Here is a 20,682-nt window from a genome sequence, read left to right as displayed (position 1 = left end):
GGCCGGCCGCGCAGCCGGCGGCCGCGGTCGCGTCCGGGCCCCGTTTCGCGGGCGCCGGGGGGTGTCGCGGGGAGGGTCTCCCGGTGCACAGTGGGACGGTGCTGTCGTCCCGTGGCGCGCGAGGCGCGGCGGCCGAGGGGCGTGTGTACGGTTTCGCGCCTTTTGGGAGTCGGTCGCTCACGGGCGGTGCGCGGTTCCGGAATTCGCCTGCCGGAACGCGTGACCCCGGTCACTTTGCACGGACAAAGCGGACACTATCTTTGTGCACGCGTTCACAAAGACATAGCCTGCTGTCGACGGGGCGGTCTGGGGAACCACGGCCGCCTGTAGCCCCGCTCATCCCGCAGGAGCACCGTGGCAACTGGCCGAAATCACCGACCGGCGACCCGTAGCCGAGGAATCCCCGAGGCCACCGTCGCCCGGCTTCCGCTGTACCTCCGCGCGCTGACGGCGCTGTCGGAGCGCTCCGTGCCCACGGTCTCCTCCGAGGAGCTCGCGGCCGCCGCGGGCGTCAACTCCGCGAAGCTGCGCAAGGACTTCTCCTACCTCGGCTCCTACGGGACCCGCGGTGTCGGGTACGACGTCGAGTACCTCGTCTACCAGATCTCCCGTGAACTGGGGCTGACCCAGGACTGGCCGGTCGTGATCGTCGGGATCGGAAACCTCGGTGCGGCCCTCGCCAACTACGGCGGGTTCGCCTCCCGCGGCTTCCGGGTCGCCGCGCTGATCGACGCCGACCCCGCGATGGCCGGCAGGCCCGTCGCGGGCATCCCCGTCCAGCACACGGACGAGCTGGAGAAGATCATCACCGACAACGGCGTGTCGATCGGCGTGATCTCGACCCCGGCCGGCGCCGCCCAGCAGGTCTGCGAGCGCCTGATCGCCGCCGGTGTCACCTCGATCCTCAACTTCGCGCCCACCGTGCTGAACGTCCCGGACGGCGTGGACGTCCGCAAGGTCGACCTCTCGATCGAACTCCAGATCCTCGCCTTCCACGAGCAGCGCAAGTCCGGCGAGGACTCCGAGGGCACGGCCCGGAAGGGGCCTGACGGGGACATGCCCGCCGTGATGCCGGCATGAGCCTCCTGGTCGTCGGCCTCAGCCACCGCAGCGCCCCCGTCAGCGTCCTGGAGCGCGCCTCGCTCCCCGTGGACGCGCAGACCAAGCTGCTGCACGACACCCTGGCCGCCGAGCCGGCGGCCGAGGCCGCCGTGCTCGCCACCTGCAACCGCATCGAGCTCTACGCGGACGTGGACAAGTTCCACGCCGGTGTCGCCGAGCTGTCCACCCTGCTGGCCCGGCACAGCGGTGTCGGGCTGGAGGAGCTCACCCCCTACCTCTACGTCCACTACGAGGACCGCGCCGTCCACCACCTCTTCTCGGTGGCGTGCGGACTGGACTCGATGGTCGTCGGCGAGGGCCAGATCCTCGGCCAGATCAAGGACGCCCTCGCCCGGGGCCAGGAGCAGCACACCGCCGGACGGCTGATCAACGACCTGTTCCAGCAGGCCCTGCGGGTCGGCAAGCGGGCGCACAGCGAGACCGGGATCGACCGTGCGGGCCAGTCCCTCGTGACCTTCGGCCTCGAGCAGCTCGCCGTCGGCGAGCCCGTGGAGCGGTGGGCCGCGGGCAGGCGCGCCCTGGTCATCGGCGCCGGCTCCATGTCCGCGCTGGCCGCGACCACCCTCGCCCGGCTCGGCGTGCGCGAGCTGGTCATCGCCAACCGCACGCCCGAGCGGGCCGAGCGGCTCGCCGCCGCACTCTCCGCGGCGGGCGGGGTGCGCGCCCAGGCGGTCGCCATGTCCGCGGTCGCCGACGAGCTGACACGTGCCGACATCGCCGTCTCCTGCACCGGGGCGACCGGGCTGGTGCTCACGGCCGAGGCCGTCGCCGCCGCGCTGGCCGAGCACGTGGTCCCCGAGAGCGCCCCCGCCGTGAACCTGCGCGCGCCCGAAGGCAGCCTGGTGGCCCGCCTGGCGGCCGTCGCCGCCCGGGACGGACGGGTGGCCGAGCTGCCCGGCGCCGCCGAGGCGGCCGGCTTCACCGCGCCCGGCACCGCGGCCGAGGGCACGGAGTGCCCGGTGGGCCTCGGCGCCGACCACGGACCCGAGGGCGTCGACGCCGCCGGCGGTGCCGCCCACGACCTCGCCCTGCACGGCGTCTGGGCCGAGAACGCCGAGTACACCGACCGGGGTCCCGCGTCCCCCTCCCGCGTACGGCCGCTGTCCGCCGGGCCGGTCCGCCTGGCTCTGCTCGACCTCGCCATGCCCCGCGACATCGACGCCGCCGTGCACCGCCTCGCGGGCGTGCGGCTGGTGGACATCGAGTCGCTCGCGGAGGCCTCCGCCGACGCGCCCATGGCCGCCGACGTGGACCAGGTGCGCACCCTGGTCTCCGACGAGGTCGCCGCCTTCGGCGCGGCGCAGCGGGCCGCCCGCATCACCCCGACCGTGGTCGCGCTGCGCACCATGGCCGCCGACGTGGTGGAGAGCGAGATGGCCCGCCTCGACGGCCGTCTGACCGGCCTCGACGAGCGGCAGCGCGCCGAGGTCACCCAGACCGTGCGCCGTGTGGTGGACAAGCTCCTGCACGCGCCCACCGTGAGGGTCAAGCAGCTGGCCAGCGAGCCCGGCGGCGCCGGGTACGCGGACGCGCTGCGGACCCTGTTCGACCTCGACCCGGAGACGGTCGCCTCCGTCAGCCGGGCCGACCTGAATGACGCAGACGTCAAGAACCGAGGGCGGGTATGACCGAGAGGGCACTGAGGCTCGGGACCAGGCGCAGCAAGCTCGCCATGGCCCAGTCCGGGCAGGTGGCGGACGCCGTGCGCCGGGCGACCGGCCGGGAGGTCGAGCTCGTCGAGATCACCACGTACGGCGACACCTCCCGCGAGCACCTCGCGCAGATCGGCGGCACCGGCGTGTTCGTCGCGGCGCTGCGGGAGGCGCTGCTGCGCGGCGAGGTGGACTTCGCGGTCCACTCGCTCAAGGACCTGCCGACCGCACCCCACGAGGGACTGGCGCTGGCCGCCGTGCCCCGCCGGGAGGACCCGCGCGACGCGCTCGTCGCCCGCGACGGGCTGACCCTCGACCGGCTCCCGGACGGCGCGCGCGTCGGCACCGGTTCGCCGCGCCGCATGGCGCAGCTCAACGCCTACGCCCGCTCCCACGGGCTGAGGATCGAGACGGTCCCCATCCGGGGCAACGTCGACACCCGGATCGGCTACGTGCGGAGCGGGGAGCTCGACGCCGTCGTGCTCGCCGCCGCCGGACTCCGCCGCATCGGCAGGTCCGGGGAGGCGACCGAGCTGCTGCCCGTCGACTCCGTCCTGCCCGCCCCCGGCCAGGGGGCCCTGGCGATCGAGTGCCCGGCGGACGACGCCGTGCTCGTCGCCGCGCTCTCCGTACTCGACGACCCGCACACGCGGGCCGCCGTGAGCGCCGAGCGCTCCCTGCTCGCCGCCCTGGAGGCCGGCTGCTCCGCACCCGTGGGTGCGCTGGCCGACCTGCTGGGCGACGGTCGGGAACTCACCGAAATGCGCCTGCGGGGCGTCGTCGGCACGACCGACGGCTCCGCGCTGGTGCAGCTGTCCATCACCGGTCCCGTACCCACGTCGCACGGCGACGCCATCGCGCTCGGTCGCGAACTCGCGTCCGAGATGCTCGCCAAGGGTGCGGCCGGTCTTATGGGGGAGCGAGCACTTTGAGCCCCACCACCTCGAACCACCAGGCCCTTCCGGCACACGGGCACGTCACCTTCCTGGGGGCCGGCCCCGGCGACCCGGGCCTGCTGACCCTGCGCGCCGTGGAGGCCCTCGCCGACGCGGACGTGCTGATCGCCGAGCCCGCCGTGCTGGACGTCGTCCGCGGCCACGCACGGGCAGGCGTAAGCACGCCCGAGCTGACGGTTGTTGACGACGCGTCGGCAACCGCCTCCATCCCCGTACTGCGGGATGCGGCCAATCTTGTCATGGAGGCCGCGCGGGGCGGCAAGCGGGTCGTCCGTGCGGTGACGGGCGACCCGGGCCTGGACACGGACGCGGGCCGCGAGATGCTCGCCTGCGCCTCCGAGGGCATCCCCTTCGAGGTCGTCCCCGGCATCGCCGCCGCCGTCGGCGTGCCCGCCTACGCCGGTGTCCCGCTCCGGGACGCCGAGGGCGCGGACGTCCGCTTCATCGACGCGGTGACCGCCAGCGACCGCTGCTGGACCGAGGTCGGCGCCAGCGACGCCACCGCCGTCGTCTCCGCCACCCTGGAGACCGTCGCCGCGGCCGCGGCCGAGCTGGTGTCCGCCGGGCGCAAGCCCGACACCCCGCTCACCGTGACCATCGCCGGCACCACCACCCGGCAGCGCACCTGGACCGCCACGCTCGGCACCATCGCGGGAACCCTCAAGCAGGCGAAGGTCCTCCCCTCGCCCGAGGGCCACCAGCCGGTCATAGCCGTGGTCGGCGAGCGCAGCGCCGCGGCGCAGCGCGACCGGCTCGCCTGGTTCGAGTCCAAGCCGCTGTTCGGCTGGAAGGTCCTGGTGCCCCGCACCAAGGAACAGGCGGCCTCCCTCTCCGACCAGCTCCGCTCCTACGGCGCGGTGCCGCACGAGGTGCCGACCATCGCCGTCGAGCCGCCGCGCACACCGCAGCAGATGGAGCGTGCGGTCAAGGGTCTGGTCACCGGCCGCTACGAGTGGATCGCCTTCACCTCGGTCAACGCGGTCAAGGCCGTCCGCGAGAAGTTCGAGGAGTACGGGCTCGACGCCCGCGCCTTCGCCGGGATCAAGGTCGCCGCCGTGGGGGAGCAGACGGCCCGCGCGCTGATCGACTTCGGCGTCAAGCCGGACCTGGTGCCGAGCGGCGAGCAGTCGGCCGCTGGCCTCCTGGAGGACTGGCCGCCCTACGACCCGGTCTTCGACCCGATCGACCGCGTCTTCCTGCCGCGGGCCGACATCGCCACCGAGACGCTGGTGGCCGGGCTGATCGAGCTCGGCTGGGAGGTCGACGACGTCACCGCCTACCGCACCGTGCGCGCCTCGCCTCCCCCCGCGGAGACCCGTGAGGCGATCAAGGGCGGCGGCTTCGACGCGGTGCTCTTCACCTCGTCCTCCACCGTGCGGAACCTGGTGGGTATCGCGGGCAAGCCGCACAACGTGACCGTGATCGCCTGTATCGGCCCCGCGACCGCCAAGACGGCGGAGGAGCACGGGCTGCGGGTGGACGTGCTCTCGCCGGAGCCGTCCGTGACCCGGCTGGCCGAGGCCCTGGCCGAGTTCGGCGCGGCGCGCCGGGCGGCCGCGCTGGAGGCCGGCGAGCACGTGACGCGGCCGTCCGAGCGGCGGCCGGGCGGGCGCAGACGGCGCACCACCACCTGAGCCCGGGAAGCGCGACGCACGGGGCCGGTGCCGGCGGGGGGACCCGCCGGCACCGGCCCCGTCCGCGTCCCGGGGGCCCCGTCCGCGAAGACCCGGACCGGTTGCCGTCCGACCCGTCCCCGCCCGGACCGCCGCCGTCCGCCGCCGGTGCTTGATCCCGGCCGGTCCGCGGCGTACACCGGAGGGGAGGGCGCGCGCCCGTGCGCCGCAACCGCCGCTCACATCCGCAGGTGGGTGACCGAGATGACCGGCAGGATCCTGCACGTCGACCCGTCCAACGCCGACCAGGCCCGTTCCTGGGACGGCCCCGAGGGCGCCTACTGGGCGGCGCACGCCGAGGAGTTCGACCGGGGCGTCCACGCCTACCAGGGCCCCTTCCTGGACGCCGCCGCCCTCCACCGGGGCGAACGGGTGCTCGACATCGGCTGCGGCACCGGCCTGGTCTCCCGGGCCGCCGCCCGGCTCACCGCCGGCGGCGAGATCCTCGGTGTCGACCTGTCCCGCGCCATGCTGGAGGCCGCCCGCGAGGAGGCGGCGCGCGAGGGACTGGACACCGTCCGCCACGAGCAGGCCGACGCGCAGACCCACCCCTTCCCCGAGGGCGCCTTCGACGTGGCGCTGAGCCGCACCGGCTGCATGTTCTTCGCCGACCCGGTGGCCGCCTTCCGCAACATCGCCGGGGCGCTGCGCCCCGGCGGGCGCCTGGTGCTCATGGTCTGGCAGGACGTGTCCCGCAACGAGTGGTTCCGTTCCTTCGCCACCGCCCTCGCCGCGGGACGGGACCTGCCCGCACCGGAGCCCGGGGCACCGGGGCCGTTCTCGCTCGCCGACCCCCGGGTCGTGCGGGAGGTGCTGACGGCCGCGGGCTTCGCCGAGCCGGAGCTCACCGGGGTGGAGCTGCCGATGACCTTCGGGCGGACCGCCGACCAGGCGTACGCCTTCGTCAGCGGGCTGCTGGCCTGGATGGTCGAGGACCTCGACGAGAGGACCCGGGCGCGGGCGCTGGGCGACCTGCGCACGGACATCTCCGCCCATGCCACCGGCGCCGGGGTGCTCTACGAGTCGGCGGCCTGGATCGTCCGCGCCGTCCGTCCGTAGCCGCGCGGGCCGCGGCAGCCCCGGCGGTCCCCTCCGCGCCGACGGGGTGTCGGTAATCGCCGTCCCCCGGCGGGCGTAGCGTGGCGGTATGACTGCGTACGGATCCTTCCCCGGTGCCCGCCCCCGGCGGCTCCGGACCACCCCCGCCATGCGGCGCATGGTCGCCGAGACCCGGCTGCACCCCTCCGACCTGATCCTGCCCGCCTTCGTCCGCGAGGGGATCGCCGAGCCGGTGCCGATCCAGGCCATGCCGGGCGTCGTCCAGCACACCCGCGACACCCTGCGCAAGGCCGCGGTCGAGGCCTGCGAGGCGGGCGTTGCCGGGATCATGCTCTTCGGTGTGCCGGAGGACGCGAAGAAGGACGCCCTGGGCACCGCGGGCACCGACCCGGAGGGCATCCTCCAGGTGGCGATCCGCGACGTGCGCGCCGAGGTGGGCGACGACCTGGTGGTCATGTCGGACCTCTGCCTGGACGAGTACACCGACCACGGCCACTGCGGCGTCCTGGCCGCCGACGGGCGTGTCGACAACGACGCCACCCTGGAGCGCTACGCGGAGATGGCCCAGGTCCAGGCCGACGCGGGCGTCCACGTCGTCGGCCCGAGCGGCATGATGGACGGGCAGATCGGCGTCGTCCGCGACGCGCTGGACACCATCGGCAAGGAGGACGTGTCCGTCCTCGCGTACACCGCGAAGTACTCCTCCGCCTTCTACGGTCCCTTCCGGGAGGCCGTGGGCTCCTCGCTGCGGGGCGACCGCAAGACCTACCAGCAGGACCCCGCCAACGCCCGCGAGTCCCTGCGGGAGCTCGCCCTCGACCTGGAGGAGGGCGCCGACATGGTCATGGTGAAGCCCGCGGGCCCCTACCTGGACATCCTGGCCGAGGTCGCCGCGTCGGTGGACGTGCCCGTGGCGGCGTACCAGATCAGCGGCGAGTACGCGATGGTCGAGGCGGCCGCCGAGAAGGGCTGGATCGACCGTGAGGCGGCCATCGCCGAGACCCTGCTCGGTATCCGGCGCGCGGGTGCGCGCATGATCCTCACCTACTGGGCGACGGAGGCAGCCCGGCGCCTGAGCGCCGGCCGCTGACCGGCCGGCGCCCGCTCCCCGCTCTCCCGCTCTCCGCGCCCGGTGTGCCCCACGCCCGGAGAGGGTGCCCCGCCGGCTCCCCGGGCGAGGCTCCCCGGCCCGGGGAGGCGGGGAGCGCCCACCGGGGCATGGGCCGTCTGACCAGGCAGGACCCGCGGACGCTCGCCGCCCGGCCCGGAGTCGGAGGGCATGGTCCGCTTTCCTACTTTCGGAGGGTGTCCTCTACACCTACTGATGCGAGGATCTGAAGGGTCATGCGAGTACGACGGGGGAGAAGACGATGGCAGGCCTGGCACATGACGGATCCACCATGCCCGCGCAGGACGGTCCGGCGGGGGCCGGACCACGGGTGATCAGCGAACTCGACCGGAGCGCCACGGCGAAGGTCCGGATCCGGTCCCTGAGGCCGGCGGACTCACCGAGGCTCGCGCGGAAGTCCGAGGAGCACGTGCGCGTCCTGGCCGCATCGGGCGCGGCGCTGCCGCCCATCCTCGTGCACCGGCAGACGATGCGGGTGATCGACGGTACCCACCGGCTCCACGCCGCGGAGCTGCGCGGTGAGGAGGAGATCGCGGTCCGGTTCTTCGACGGCGACGCGGAGGACGCGTTCGTGCTGGCGGTCCGGGCGAACATCGCCCACGGGCTCCCGCTGTCCGTCGGCGAGCGCGCCGCGGCCGCGCGTCGCATCATGGACACCCACCCGCAGTGGTCGGACCGGGCGGTGGCGGAGGCCGTCGGGCTCGCCGCCAAGACCGTGGCCGCCGAGCGCAGAAGTTCGACCGGGGAGAATCCGCAGTCGAAAGCCCGGCTCGGGAAGGACGGCCGCCTGCGGCCGCTGGACGGCGCCTCGGGCCGGTTACGGGCCCAGGAGCTCCTCAGGACCGGCCCCGACACGCCCCTGCGGGTGATCGCGCAGCGTGCCGGGATCTCCATCTCCACTGCCTGGGACGTGCGTGCGCGGATGCAGCGCGGGGAGGACCCGGTCCCGCCGCGGCAGCGCAAGGCGATGGCCGCCGCCGGCGGCCGACCCCCGGCCGGAGGCACCGGGGCCGCGCCCCGGAGCCCTCGCGGTGCTCCCAGGATCCCCGCCGCCGCTTCGGCGCGGAAGCCCGGCGCCGACACTCTGGAGCGCTTGCGCAAGGATCCCTCGCTGCGGTTGAGCACGACGGGGCGGGACTTCCTGCGGTGGTTCGAGTCCCGGCTCATCTCCCCCCAGGAGTGGCGGGACTTCGTCGACAGGGTGCCCCTGCACCAGGTGGGCGCCGTAGCCGAGACGGCCCGGAAGAACGCCGAGCTGTGGCGGCAGTTCGCCGACCAGGTCGGCGCGCGACGGCCCCTCGACGAGGAGCGGGACCACGGCGGATGAGCCACGGGGACCGCCGATGCGGGGGACAACGCTGTCAGGCCCCGGTGCCCGAGCGCCCGTCAGACGCGGGCGTCCGGGCGGGAGGAAGCGGGCCCGAGGACCGGGAAGCGGGGCAGCGAGGCATCCGCCCTGGTCCGGTAGAGGCGGGTCTGCTCCGCGGTGCACACCGCGCCGCCGTCCTCCGCCTCCACCGTGACGGCCAGCACCAGTTCCAGGTAGTCGCGCGGCCGCATACGGGCGCCGAGGACGGTCACCCCCGCGCGCACCCTGGCCCCGACGACGGCCGGGGCGCGGAACCGCACCCGGTCCAGACGGTGGTTCAGCCCCGACTCGGACCAGTCGAGGTCCAGCAGGCTGTCGGTCAGATACGTGATCAGCGACAGGACCAGGAATCCATGGGCGACCGGGGCTCCGAACGGACCGGCGGCGGCGCGGTCGGGGTCCACGTGGATCCCCTGCCAGTCCCGTGTGAGGTCGGCGAAGGAATCCACGTCCCGCTGCGTGATCTCGAACCAGCCGCTGTACCCGCAGTGGACGCCTGCCCGTTCCTGGAACCATGCGGCAATCTCCTGCTGTGTCGCCATGAACGGCCTCCTGTGACATTCCCGGGGAAAGACGTGCGCCGCAGAAAGAAGCGGGGCGGTGCGCAAGGAAAGAGGTCGGGTTCTTCCGCGCCCCGCGAGGGGAAAACGATCGCATTCCTTGGCCTCCGGATTTTCGCCGCCGCCCGCGGTGAAGGTCAAGTAGGCGAATTTTGACGGCCCGTGACAGAGTGTCCGCGGTGCCCGCAGAAACAGAGACATCGATCCGATAAACGGGGTAGGAGGGCGTGAGATGAATTCTTCTTCCAAAGCACTGGCCGGTGGAGGCATAACCTTCGTCATCGGCCTGGTCCTCTGGCAGTTCACCGGGGACATCGAGACGCCGGTGGTCACCTTGACCAAGCTCGGCGTCGTACTGATGGCGCTGGGCGCGCTGGAGGTCGTGTACGGCCTCTACAAGGGCGTCGCCCGGAAATAGCGGTGAGCGAGGGCGGACCGCCCGCCCCGGCCGTCGGCGCCACGCGGCCGGGGCGGGCGCTTCACGAGCGGGCCGCCGCGTGGAGCTGCCTGATCAGGCGCCGCCCCAGGGCGTCGTTCTGCCGGAAGAACGGCGAGTTGGTACCCGGGACCGAGAAGGAACCGAGGCTGCCTCCCGTGGCGAACGCGCCGAGCGCGTAGCGGCGCGGATGCGGTCGCCCGGACGCTTCGGTCACCCGGTAGTCGCCTTCCCCCGCCACCAGCCGCGAGGCGTTCCTCGCGCCCGGTGACCGTCGTGCCGTCGCCCGGCCCTCGGCGATCATCGTCCGAAGGAGCCGGTCCCCGCCGTGGAGCACGTCCGGCGCGGCCAGCCGCGCCTCGACGAAGCAGGTGCCGCGGCGCTCGGTCGAAAGCGAGTCGGACGTGGCCGTGAAGGTGCCCGCCGAAGCGTCGGCGCGCACCCGCAGGCCGGCCCCGAGGAACCGGACCAGTCCGGCCCGGGACAGCGCCAGGAGCTGCTCCAGGCGGAACGGCGGCGGTCCGGACGAGAAGAAGCTGTTGAACTCGGATATCCGGCCGAGGGCCCGCTCCGCGCCCGGAGTGAGTCCGTCGCCGTCCGACACCAGCACTTCGGCGAGCTGGTTGCCCGCCTCGAACAGGGAGCGTGCCGCCCCCGCCCAGGCACTGTGGGCGGGAAGCGTCGCCCTGTCGACCGTCGCCCCGACATGGCGGCGCATCCATGCGTCCAGCTCCCGCCCCGCCGGGAAGCTCCTGCCCGACAGCGGCGCCCGGAGCGTGTCGAGGGCCAGCCGGTCCGCCGCCCGGACCGAGCCGTGGATCAGGGAGTGCAGCTCGGGGCTGTCCCAGTCGAGTTCCGCGTAGACCCGTGCGAACGCCGCCCACGACGTCCCGGTGCGCTCGGGGTGCCCGGTGAACAGCTCCCGGTAGTAGCCCCAGCCGATCTCCTTGGCGGTCAGTGCCCACAGGCCCGGGGCCGTCCCGGGTGCCGAGGTGCCGGAGGCCGGGCCTTCGTCCGCGTCGCGGGACAGTGCCGCCTTGAAGGCCTCCACGGTGGCGAACCGGGCCGGACCGGGATCCTCGCCGCGCAGCCGGACCCCGGTCTTGGGCAGGTACGGCACGCCCCGGCGGGAGCCGACCCACAGGACCGGCTCGGCGCCCGACGGCTGGTAGCGCATGGTGCCCCCGCCGTCCCGGGTGAACCTCCCCCCTCGGCCCTCGCTCATCAGCGACATGAGGTCGACGAACGCCAGTCCCAGGCCCGAGACGAGCACGTCCGCGCCGGGCGGGAACGCGGTCAGGTCGACGTCCGCGGTACAGCCCGGCGGCAGGTGGGCCCCGCCGTACCGGGCCGCGAACGCGGCGTGGCCCCGCTGCGCGGTGTCCATGCTGCCGTCCAGGTTGCCCTGCGCGAGGACCACGACGTCGGCGAGGAGGGACCCTCCGTCGGAGAGGCTGATGCGCTGCCGTCCGTCGGGCTCGTCCGACAGGCGCACCGCCGCGGCACGGTGGTCGTGGACCTCGACGTCCGCGGGAAGCGCCTCCCGCGCCCGGCGGAAGCACCATGCGAGATACGCGCCGGCGAGCCGCCGGCTGGGGAAGGAGTCCGGTGCGAGCGAGCGGGCCTCGGCCGCGAGGGAAGGGGCGGCGGGCCTTTGCCCGGTGGCCGTCTCCACCGCGGCGACCGCCTCCTGCTCCGCGGCCGCCGCGCCGTGCCGGGCCGCCCATGCGAACAGCGTCGGACCGGGGGTCACCGGCCCTGCGCACGCGACGCTTTCGTCGGTGAACATCGTCACGTCCCGCGCCCGGGAGTTCATCAGCATCCACACCGGCTGGTCCGGCCGCCAGATGCGTCCGCCCCCGGGCGGGAACGGGTCCACGACATCGATCCGCAGGGGCCCCCCGGGCCAGAGGGAGTCGAAGTTGGCGGCGATGCGCTCCAGAATGCCCGTCGTCCGGGGACCGGCACCGACGAATGCCAATGAGGGGGTCCCCGGGAACTGCCCTGTTTCCGTCATGGCCCCGCAGGCTACTGCTCTCAACGTCACCAGCGGCAATGCCGACTGTCAATGCCATTTCGAGTCGGCGTCCCGGCCGTGTTCGACTTTCGTGGTTCGCGGTTGACGGAGAAGAACGCGGCGATCTAGGTTCTTCATCGGCTCGCAGAGTGACTCAAGTGACTCAAGTGACTCGGAGCCGAGTCTCTGGCATTCGGGACGACGGGGGAGTGGGAACTAGTGCAGGGGCGATTCATCAGTTTACGTCCGCCGACCACGGACGACTTCGACCTGATCGCCGCATGGTTGGCGCCCGACTCTCCGGGAACCGCCCTCAGCGGTGACGCGCGGGAAATGGCAAGCCCCGAGGAAATTCGTGCCGCGCACTACTCCGGCAGCCTTTCCTTTCGCGTGATATACGACAACACCGGGGACGCTCTCGGTTTCGTCAACTGGCGCCGGCGCGGAAGCCACCAGTCCTTCGAGATCGCCGTCATCGTCGGTGAGCCCGACCGCTGGCGCAGCGCCTTCGGCGGCGAGGCGGTGATTCGGCTCGTGGACATCCTCTTCATGACGTACGACGCCCGCCGGGTCCAGCTGACCACGGGCGCCTTCAACGCCTACACGCTTCCCGCCCTCGTGCGCGGGGGCTTCGTCCTCGAAGGCGTCCTGCGCGACTTCTACTACGTCGACGGCCGGTACCACGACGCGACCGTCTGGTCGATGCTCCGTTCCGAGTACGAGGCCGAGCTGAAGAGGAGCGAGCACCTGGACGGCCTGAAGTACGTGCCCTCGGTGCCGGAGGCCGACAAGGAGCGGGCGCGCCGCATGCTGCACGACTACCTGGCCGGGGGCGGTCCCACCTCGCTGGACGCCGACCGCTCCCGTACCGGGCGCGGCACCGCGGCCACCGCCGGGTCCGCCGCCGGGGCCGGGGGAGGGGACAGGGATGCGTGAGGCGGGCGAGCTGTTCTCCGTCGCCGACCCCGACTACTTCGAACCACCGGAGCGGTGGCGCCCGGAGGGGGACCTGGACTACACGGCCCTGGTGCCCGGGCGGGAGGGCTGGACCAGGACGCTCAGGGGGCCGTGGTGCCACCTGCGGCGCACCGGGGCGCAGCTGCCGGACCAGGGCTGGAAGATCCACGTGTCCGCCCGGCCCGAGGACGCCGCCGACGTCCTGTGCGACGTCGCCGCGTTCTGCCTGGACCGCGGGCTCGCCTTCAAGTTCCTCTCCCGCAGCGCGATCCTGCGGGCCTACGGCCTGAAGTTCGCCCCGCGGGCCGCGAGCGGCAAGTTCATCGCCCTCTACCCCTCGGACGGGGATCTCGTCCCGGTGCTGGACGCACTGCACGGCCTGCTGGCCGGCCGTCAGGGCCCGTACGTCCTCAGCGACCGGCGCTGGCGCGAGGGCAGTCCCGTCTACCTGCGCTACGGCGCCTTCACCAGCCGGTACACCTACACCCCGGCAGGCAGTCGCGTCCTCGCGATGCGCGGCCCGGAGGGTGGACTGGTCCATGATCCGCGGTCGGTTCCCTTCCGGCTGCCGGACTGGATCTCGCCCCCCGTCGAGATCCAGGACGCTCTGCGCACCCCCGAGCCGGACGAGCCCTTCCCGTTCGCCGTGGAGCGTGCGTTGCAGTTCTCCAACGGCGGAGGCGTGTACGCCGCCCGCCGGAAGGAGACCGGACGCGAGGTCGTCCTCAAGGAGGCCCGGTTGCACGCCGGTGTGGACCGGGACGGCCGCGACGCGGTCGACCGCGCACGCCACGAGGACGGAGTCCTCAGGCGACTGGCCGGCGTGGCGGCCGTACCGGACCTCGTCGATTCCTTCCGGTACTGGGAGCACCACTACCTGGCGCTGGAGAAGGCCGAGGGAGTGAACCTGCAGAACTGGGTGGCGGCCCGCCATCCGTTCATCCGCCGCGCCCCCGCTCCCGAGGAGGTCGAGGGCTACCGCGAGCAGGCCGAGCGGGTCCTGGCCCGGGTCGCCTCCGCCGTGGCGGACGTGCACGCCCACGGGCTCGCCCACCGCGACCTGCACCCCGGGAACATCGTGGTGGACGACGACCTCACGGTGCGGCTGCTGGACTTCGAGATGTCGGTGGCCCTGGCGGAGGAGGAGCCTCCGCCGCTGGCCTACCCGGGATTCGCGCCGCGGGCGGGAACCGCCGAGGCGCGGGACCGCCACGCCCTCGCGGTGCTGAAGCTCTGGCTGTTCCTCCCACTGGCGCCCATGTACGTACTGGACCCGGGCAAGGCCGCGGTGCACGCGGCCACCGCGGCCGACTGGTTCGGCCTGCCCGAGGGCTACTTCGACGACACCTTGCGGACCATGGGGACGGGTTCCTCGGAGGGCCCGTGTCCCGGGCCCGCCCGGAGCACGGGTGCCGCGCCCGGCGCGGCGGACGGGCCCGGCCCGCTCGGCCTGATCGCACCGCTGGCCGGCTCGCTCGCCGCCATGGCGGACCCCGCCCGCGGCGACCGGCTGTTCCCCGGCGACCCGGACCAGTACCTGAACACCGCGGGCCCGGCCGGTCTCGCCCACGGCGCCTCCGGGGTCCTGTGGGCGCTCCGCGCGGCCGGGCACGAGCCGCCCGCCGCCTGCGAGCACTGGCTGCTGGACTTCTCCCGCCGCGGGGACACGGCCCTCGCGTCACCGGGCCTGTGGGACGGGCTGACCGGACTCGCCTGGTACTGGGCGCTGCGCGGGCACCACGAGGCCGCCCGTGCCCAACTGGCGCCGCTGGTCAGGGACATCGGTGTGACCACCGATCCCTCCCTGTTCTCCGGTATCGCCGGAATGGGCCTGGCCGCGCTGGCGCTCGGCCCCGTGCTCGGCGACGAGCGCCTCGACGGCCTGGCGCACCGCGCGGCGCGCCGGATCCGGGAGGAACTCCTCCCGAGTCCGCACACGGAGATCCTGCCCGCGGGACTGATGCGCGGCTGGAGCGGTCCCGCCGTGTTCCTGACGAGGCTGTACGAGGCCACCGGCGAGTCCGCCTGGCTCGACCTGGCGGCGCGGGCGGTCCACCGCGACCTCGCCCGCTGCACCGGGGACACCTCGGGAACCCTGCAGGCGGTGGACGGGAAGCGGCGTCTGCCGTATCTCGCCACGGGCGGTCTGGGCGTGGCCCTCGCCGCGGACGCCGTGCTGCGGCACCGGGACGACGCGGCACTGCGTGCGGCGGTGCCGGGCCTGGTGGCCGGGGCCCGGGTGCGGTTCATGGCCGACGCCGGGGTCTTCTCCGGACGGTCCGGTGCCCTGCTGGCCATGGTGGCCCTGGAGCACCGCCTCGACGACGCGGGAGAGTCGGTCGCCCAGCACGCCCGCGACCTGTCACTGCACGTGGTGGAGCGGGACGGCCTGCTGCGGATTCCGGGAAGCGGCGGGGTGCGGTTCTCCGCGGACCTCGCGACCGGTGCCGCAGGCGTGCTCCTCGCCCTGGCCGCGGTCCGCGACCGCAGCCTCGAAAGCCTGCCGTTCCTGGGTACCGAGCCGTTCTGAGGCTCGCAGGGGACGGCGCAGAACGGACGGCCGCACACGACGGCCCGACACCCCGAGGGGAGGTACACACCATGTCGATCATCGAGCTGCAGGGCCTTGAGGTCCCGGCGGAGACCGCCGAGGCGCTGGGCAGCACCATCAGCAACAGCTGCTGAAGGCGCTGACCCGACGCGGCGGCAGAGCCCGCCGCCGACCCGACACACAGGGGGCGCGGACGGCGCCCCTCCCCGAGCCGCAACGGAAGGAGGTGCACACCATGTCGATCATCGAGCTGCAGGGCCTTGAGGTCCCGGCGGAGACCGCCGAGGCGCTGGGCAGCACCATCAGCAACAGCTGCTGAAGGCGCTGACGGTGCCACAGGGGCCTCGGTGAGGCTCCGGAAGGAGGGGCGCGGCGCGGGCCGTGCGTCGCGCCCCTCACTCGATTCACCAATGTAGACCGCACGTCTGATGTACAACGGGGAGATCAGCATGCCCTCCGTTCCGGAGGAGAAACCGGCCGTGGTCGCCAGAAGGGCGTCCGTGAGCCGACCCGCCCTCGGCCACGGGGTCGAGACCATGAGGCGCGCACTGCACGAGCGCGGGGTGCGGGCAGGGGACCGGGTCGTCCTGAGCGGCGACAACACCATCGAGTTCTACGCGGCCCTGCTGAGCCTCATCGCCTCGGACGTGTCCATCGTGGTCCTCGACGAGGAGCAGCTGACGCGCATGCCGGACCCCAGGGCGGAGGTCCGGGCGCAGCACGCGGTCCTGCCGGGGGACAGGGCGAGAAGGACGCCCGGCTCCGTCGCCCTGCGCGACCTGTGGGACTACGGTGCGGGGGAGGTGCGCGCGGCGGACGTCGGCGGCGCGGCCGAGCTGCCCGACCCCGGCACCGTCGCCTGGCGGCGCCGCGAGGACGGGCTGATCCTGCGGTCGTCCGGCACGACCGGTGAGCCGCACGCCGTCGTGAAGTCCGGCGGCTCCTTCCTCGACAACTGCCTGCGCACCGCGGAGAGGGTCCGCTACCGGCCGGACGACGTCCTGCTGCCGCTGCTGCCGATGACGCACCAGTACGGACTCTCGGTCGCCCTGCTGGCCTGGATGACCGGCACGGGGCTGGTCGTCGTGCCTCCCGCCCACCTGTCCGAGGCCCTGCGCCTGGGCAAGCGGCACCGTGCCACGGTCGTCGACGCGCCGCCGCGCACCTACCGGGCCGTGCTGAACCTCGCCGCGCGCAACCCCGGGCTCCTCGAGGACCTGTCCTCGGTACGGCTGTGGTGCGTGGGCGGCGGCCCGCTCGACGGCCGCCTGGCCGAGCGCTTCCACCACGCCACCGGCCACCGCCTGCTCGACGGCTACGGCTCGACCGAGCTGGGCAACGTGGCGCACGCCCTGCCGGAGGCCCCCGGCCTGGTCAGGGCCCTGACGGGCGTGGACCTGAAGGTCGTGGACGCCGCCGGCGCCGAGGTGCCCGCCGGACGGGTCGGCGAACTCCTCGTCAGGTCGCCCGACCAGTACCGGGGGCAGCTCGGCGAGGACGGCCGGACGGTTCCCGTGGAGCGGGGCTGGCAGAACACCGGCGACATCGCCTCGGTCGCGCCCGACGGGCACCTGACCGTGCTGGGCCGGCGCTCGGCACTCTCCCGGAGCGGATTCACCGTGTACCCGGCCGAGGTGCAGCGCCGACTGGCCGAAGCCGGTGTCGTGACGGCCTGCGCGGTGGTCGGGGACACCGAGCGCGGCGAGCGGCTGGTCACCGTCGTCGCGGACCCCGGCAGGCGGTCGCACGCCCACTGGAGGCGGGAGATCAGCGCACATCTGGCGTCCTACGAGGCACCCGACCACGTGTTCGTCGTGGACGAGCTGCCGCAGAACGCGTTCGGCAAGGTGGACCTCGCCCGTGTCGAGGCCTTCGCGGAGGCGGCCACCGCGCAGCGGCTCGGGACGGCCACGGTCCGGGCGGAACGTTTCCGCGCCGATGCCCGGCTGGCGGACACCCTCGCCGCGCTCTCCCGTACCGCCGACCACGTGCAGGGCGAGCGGGACCGCTTCGTCGAGGTCCTCACGCAGATCACCGACCGCAAGGCCGCAGAGGTCGAGATCGACGGGTTCGTCGCCACGCTGCGCGGGGCGGCCGCGGAGTACGCGCTCCACCAGCCGCCGACGGTGCCCGGCTCCTGGGTCTTCATGCCGTCCAACATGGTGCTCTACTCGTACGCCCTGTACCTGCTCGTCCCGGCGTGCTTCACCACCCGCATCAGCTTCCGGCCCTCCTCGCGGATCCGTGAGGTCACCCTGCGGCTGCACGAACTGCTGGCGCCGGTGCACGGGCTGGACATCACGGCGTTCACCGGCACCCAGGGCGCCTACACCGACTCCATCCGCGGCAACCCGGGTACGGTCGTCTTCACCGGCCGCTACGAGAACGCCGAGGAACTCAGGGTCGCCCTGGGCAGCGAGCAGCTCCTCCTGTTCTTCGGCCAGGGCGTCAACCCGTTCATCATCACCGGACGCGCCGACATCCCGAGGGCGGCCGCCGACGGCGTCCGGATCAGGATGCTCAACTCCGGTCAGGACTGCCTCGCCCCGGACATCTACTTCGTCCACCGCCCGGTGGCGGAGGAGTTCCGCGAGCAGCTGTCCCGGCATGTCGGGGCGCTGGCCTTCGGACCGGCCGCCGACCCCACGCGGGACTACGGCAGCATCCAGGACCCGGCCGTGCTCCAGCAGGTCACGCGGTACCTGATCGCGAACCGGCACCGCATCCGCCACGGAGGAGCGGTCGACGTCGCCGAGTCCCACGTGCTGCCCACCGTGCTCGCCTGGGACGCGTCCGAGCCCCTCGACGTGTCCGAGCAGTTCGCACCCGTCTTCAACCTGGTCGTCTACGACGACGAGAGCACGCTCAGGCGGGTGCTCGACACCCTTCCCTTCACGGAGCGGGCGTTCGGCGCCTCGGTCTACGGAGCCGACGACGATCTCGTGGACTTCCTGCGCGAGCGGCACATGGTGAGCGTCGACGAGACGCTCATCGAGATCGAGAACGGCAACAAGCCCTTCGGCGGCCGCGGTGTCAGGGCGGGCTACGCGGCCCTGCGCGGACAGCGCCACCCGCAGCCCCTGCTCATCTCGAAGGCCGTGGCCGAGTACTGGAGCCGACTGTGCCCCGGCGCCCGCGCCGGGGGGCGACCGGTCGCAGCGGCCGCGAAGTAGCACAGACGTTCAAGGCGGCTCCGCCGCCGTCGGGTTGTTGGGAGTGAGTAATGGGTTCGTACGTGACCGGTCTCGGGGCGCTGACCCCGCTGGGCAACTCGGTGGCCGAGACCTGGGAGGCCATGGTGGCCGGCCGCAGCGGGATCAGCGCCATCACGAGCTTCGACACCGGCGACTGCCCCGTCACGATCGGCGGCGAGATACGGGGGTTCGAGCCCGCCGCGCACATGCCCCGGACCGAGGTGCGCAGGATGGACCCCTACGCCCGGTACGCGGTCGCCGCCGCCCACGAGGCCCTCCGGCAGGCGGGCGTCACCCCGGGGGTCTGCCCGCCGGAGCGCATCTCCGTCCTCGTGGGCTCGGGGTACGGCACCACGAAGCTCGACGCCGACGCCGTCCGCGTCTTCGACGCCAAGGGCGCACGGGCGGTGAGGCCCTATCTGTCGGCCTACGCCGCGATCGACATCGTGACCGCCTACCTGTCGATGGAACTCGGCGCGATGGGCGAGTCCTTCGCGGTGTCGGCCGCCTGCGCGTCGGGGACGGTCGTCATCGGCGAGGCGCACCGCCTCATCGAGCGGGGTGACGCGGACATCGTCGTGGCGATCGGCGCCGAGGACTCGATGAGCGGCAAGGACCTGGCGCTCACCGCCGCCACCCGGGCACTGACCAGCACGCACAACGACGACCCCGCGGCGGCCAGCCGCCCCTTCGACCGGGCCCGGGACGGCTTCGTGCTCTCCTCGGGCGCGGGAGCGGTGGTGCTCGAGTCCGAGGACAGCGTCCGCCGGCGCGGGAGCACACCGCTGGCCCGCATCCTCGGCTACGGAGCGGCGAGCGACGCCCACCACATCACGGCACCGCATCCCGAGGGGCTGGGGGCCCGGTTCGCCATGCGGCGGGCACTGGCCGCGGCGCGGACGGACCCGAGCGGGATCGACTACGTCAACGCGCACGGCACGAGCACACAGCTCAACGACCGCACCGAGACGCTGGCGATCCGGGCCGAGCTGGGCGAGCGGGCCCGGGGGATCCCGGTCAGCTCGACCAAGTCGACCACCGGCCACATGATCGGCGCCGCAGGCGCCGTCGAGCTGATCGCCTGCGTCAAGGCGCTGGAGACCGGCCTGGCGCCGCCGACCGTCAACTGCGACGACCCGGAGTTCCCGGAGATGAACTACGTCGCGCACACGGCCCAGGAGCATCCGCTGCGGGTGGCCATGTCCAACTCGTTCGGCTTCGGAGGCCACAACGCCGTGCTGGTGGTGGCGGCATGCTGAGTCCCGGCGGCACCCGCGCGCCGGAAGCGGGCCCCGCACGGAAGGTGGTCGTCACCGGAGGGACGCGGGGCATCGGACGTGAGGTCGTGGACCGGTTCGCCGCCGCGGGCGACTCGGTGGTCTCGCTGAGCAGGTCCGGGGCACCCGTCGCGGGCGCCCTCTCGCTGGCCTGCGACGTCGGTGAGCACACGGCGGTCGAGGAGGCGATGGCGCAGGCCGTCGAGGAACTGGGCGGACTGGACGTCCTGGTGGTGAACGCCGGGATCGTCCGCGACAACCTGATGGCACGGATGACCGCCGAGGAGTTCACCACGGTCGTCCAGGCGAACCTCATGGGCGCCTTCTACCCGGTACGGGCGGGCATCCGCCCCCTGCTGCGCTCCACCCGCGGCCGGGTCGTCTTCTGCTCCAGCACCGCCGCGCTGCTGGGCGGCGTCGGCCAGGGCAACTACGCGGCGAGCAAGTCGGGACTGATCGGCCTGGCCCGGACGCTCGCGCGTGAACTCGCACGCGGGAAGACGACGGTGAACGTCATCATGCCCGGGCTCATCGACACCGAGATGGGCCGCGACTTCCCCGAGAAGGTGCGGCAGGAGTTCCTCGCGTCCGTGCCGCTGCGGCGTGCGGGGACGGTGGCGGAGGTCGCCTCCCTGATCACGTATCTGGCCAGCGACGAAGCCCGGTACATCACCGGGGCCGTCATTCCCGTCGACGGCGGGGTGAGCATGGGTGTCTGAGATGTCCGAGG

General features: G+C 73.5%; 15 protein-coding genes. 13 read left to right on the top strand and 2 right to left on the bottom strand.

Annotated elements, in window-relative coordinates; genetic code table 11:
* Positions 1 to 354 precede the first annotated feature (354 nt).
* The 7 genes from NPS70_RS25980 (at position 355) to NPS70_RS25950 (ending at position 8,918) form a co-directional block, all read left to right on the top strand.
* On the top strand, positions 355 to 1,080 hold the full coding sequence (locus NPS70_RS25980) for a redox-sensing transcriptional repressor Rex (RefSeq protein WP_256526856.1): 726 nt from the start codon (positions 355 to 357) through the stop codon (positions 1,078 to 1,080).
* Positions 1,077 to 2,750, top strand: coding sequence for a glutamyl-tRNA reductase (locus tag NPS70_RS25975; RefSeq protein WP_256526855.1), 1,674 nt, complete (start codon positions 1,077 to 1,079; stop codon positions 2,748 to 2,750). The genes NPS70_RS25980 and NPS70_RS25975 overlap by 4 nt, the downstream gene beginning before the upstream one ends.
* Positions 2,747 to 3,706 (top strand): hydroxymethylbilane synthase, encoded by a 960-nt coding sequence (hemC, locus tag NPS70_RS25970; protein WP_256526854.1) that lies wholly within the window; start codon positions 2,747 to 2,749, stop codon positions 3,704 to 3,706. Before NPS70_RS25975 ends, hemC begins: the two co-directional genes overlap by 4 nt.
* Positions 3,703 to 5,364, top strand: coding sequence for a uroporphyrinogen-III synthase (locus tag NPS70_RS25965; RefSeq protein WP_256526852.1), 1,662 nt, complete (start codon positions 3,703 to 3,705; stop codon positions 5,362 to 5,364). The genes hemC and NPS70_RS25965 overlap by 4 nt, the downstream gene beginning before the upstream one ends.
* Positions 5,365 to 5,607: 243 nt before the next feature.
* Entirely contained in the window at positions 5,608 to 6,462 is an 855-nt protein-coding gene (locus NPS70_RS25960) for a class I SAM-dependent methyltransferase (RefSeq protein ID WP_256526851.1), read from the top strand.
* Positions 6,463 to 6,550: 88 nt separating this feature from the next.
* Entirely contained in the window at positions 6,551 to 7,552 is a 1,002-nt protein-coding gene (hemB, locus tag NPS70_RS25955) for a porphobilinogen synthase (protein ID WP_256526850.1), read from the top strand.
* A 280-nt stretch (positions 7,553 to 7,832) separates the two neighbouring features.
* The gene (locus NPS70_RS25950) at positions 7,833 to 8,918 is read left to right on the top strand and encodes a ParB/RepB/Spo0J family partition protein (protein WP_256526849.1); all 1,086 of its coding nucleotides are present in this window, start codon (positions 7,833 to 7,835) and stop codon (positions 8,916 to 8,918) included.
* 59 nt (positions 8,919 to 8,977) lie between these two features.
* On the opposite strand, the gene NPS70_RS25945 is transcribed toward NPS70_RS25950, so the two are convergent.
* Entirely contained in the window at positions 8,978 to 9,502 is a 525-nt protein-coding gene (locus NPS70_RS25945) for a MaoC family dehydratase (RefSeq protein ID WP_256526848.1), read from the bottom strand.
* Between the two features lie 250 nt (positions 9,503 to 9,752).
* Between NPS70_RS25945 and NPS70_RS25940 the strand changes: the two genes are divergently transcribed.
* Entirely contained in the window at positions 9,753 to 9,938 is a 186-nt protein-coding gene (locus NPS70_RS25940) for a DUF5708 family protein (protein ID WP_256526847.1), read from the top strand.
* Between the two features lie 61 nt (positions 9,939 to 9,999).
* Here NPS70_RS25940 and NPS70_RS25935 read toward each other — a convergent pair whose 3' ends face one another.
* Positions 10,000 to 11,937 carry an FAD/NAD(P)-binding protein gene (locus NPS70_RS25935; RefSeq protein WP_256526846.1) on the bottom strand — a complete coding sequence of 646 codons (1,938 nt, stop codon included), beginning with the start codon at positions 11,935 to 11,937 and terminating at the stop codon, positions 10,000 to 10,002.
* Positions 11,938 to 12,192: 255 nt separating this feature from the next.
* Here NPS70_RS25935 and NPS70_RS25930 point away from each other — a divergent pair, with 255 nt between their 5' ends.
* The 5 genes from NPS70_RS25930 to NPS70_RS25910 all read left to right on the top strand — a co-directional run bounded on the left by NPS70_RS25930 (position 12,193) and on the right by NPS70_RS25910 (position 20,671).
* Entirely contained in the window at positions 12,193 to 12,909 is a 717-nt protein-coding gene (locus NPS70_RS25930) for a GNAT family N-acetyltransferase (protein ID WP_256526845.1), read from the top strand.
* Positions 12,902 to 15,460, top strand: coding sequence for a class III lanthionine synthetase LanKC (gene lanKC, locus NPS70_RS25925; protein ID WP_256526844.1), 2,559 nt, complete (start codon positions 12,902 to 12,904; stop codon positions 15,458 to 15,460). The genes NPS70_RS25930 and lanKC overlap by 8 nt, the downstream gene beginning before the upstream one ends.
* Before the next feature lie 449 nt (positions 15,461 to 15,909).
* The gene (locus NPS70_RS25920) at positions 15,910 to 18,654 is read left to right on the top strand and encodes an aldehyde dehydrogenase family protein (protein WP_308315050.1); all 2,745 of its coding nucleotides are present in this window, start codon (positions 15,910 to 15,912) and stop codon (positions 18,652 to 18,654) included.
* Positions 18,655 to 18,704: 50 nt separating this feature from the next.
* Positions 18,705 to 19,934, top strand: coding sequence for a beta-ketoacyl synthase (locus NPS70_RS25915; protein WP_256526842.1), 1,230 nt, complete (start codon positions 18,705 to 18,707; stop codon positions 19,932 to 19,934).
* Entirely contained in the window at positions 19,928 to 20,671 is a 744-nt protein-coding gene (locus tag NPS70_RS25910; protein WP_256526841.1) for an SDR family NAD(P)-dependent oxidoreductase, read from the top strand. The genes NPS70_RS25915 and NPS70_RS25910 overlap by 7 nt, the downstream gene beginning before the upstream one ends.
* Positions 20,672 to 20,682: the final 11 nt, after the last annotated feature.

It is taken from the genome of Streptomyces sp. C10-9-1, from assembly GCF_024497955.1.
GTDB classification, from domain to species: Bacteria; Actinomycetota; Actinomycetes; order Streptomycetales; family Streptomycetaceae; genus Streptomyces; species Streptomyces sanyensis.
The sequence above is the reverse complement of the archived record's forward strand: the minus strand, read 5'-3'. Positions and strand labels throughout refer to the sequence as shown.

Excerpts from the sequence above, each read along its gene's own strand:
- NPS70_RS25975 (WP_256526855.1), top strand. The coding sequence starts at position 1,077 with ATGAGCCTCCTGGTCGTCGGCCTCAGCCACCGCAGCGCCCCCGTCAGC.
- hemC (WP_256526854.1), top strand. The coding sequence starts at position 2,747 with ATGACCGAGAGGGCACTGAGGCTCGGGACCAGGCGCAGCAAGCTCGCC.
- NPS70_RS25960 (WP_256526851.1), top strand. The coding sequence starts at position 5,608 with ATGACCGGCAGGATCCTGCACGTCGACCCGTCCAACGCCGACCAGGCC.
- hemB (WP_256526850.1), top strand. The coding sequence starts at position 6,551 with ATGACTGCGTACGGATCCTTCCCCGGTGCCCGCCCCCGGCGGCTCCGG.
- NPS70_RS25950 (WP_256526849.1), top strand. The coding sequence starts at position 7,833 with ATGGCAGGCCTGGCACATGACGGATCCACCATGCCCGCGCAGGACGGT.
- NPS70_RS25945 (WP_256526848.1), bottom strand. The coding sequence starts at position 9,502 with ATGGCGACACAGCAGGAGATTGCCGCATGGTTCCAGGAACGGGCAGGC.
- NPS70_RS25940 (WP_256526847.1), top strand. The coding sequence starts at position 9,753 with ATGAATTCTTCTTCCAAAGCACTGGCCGGTGGAGGCATAACCTTCGTC.
- lanKC (WP_256526844.1), top strand. The coding sequence starts at position 12,902 with ATGCGTGAGGCGGGCGAGCTGTTCTCCGTCGCCGACCCCGACTACTTC.
- NPS70_RS25920 (WP_308315050.1), top strand. The coding sequence starts at position 15,910 with ATGTACAACGGGGAGATCAGCATGCCCTCCGTTCCGGAGGAGAAACCG.
- NPS70_RS25915 (WP_256526842.1), top strand. The coding sequence starts at position 18,705 with ATGGGTTCGTACGTGACCGGTCTCGGGGCGCTGACCCCGCTGGGCAAC.
- NPS70_RS25910 (WP_256526841.1), top strand. The coding sequence starts at position 19,928 with ATGCTGAGTCCCGGCGGCACCCGCGCGCCGGAAGCGGGCCCCGCACGG.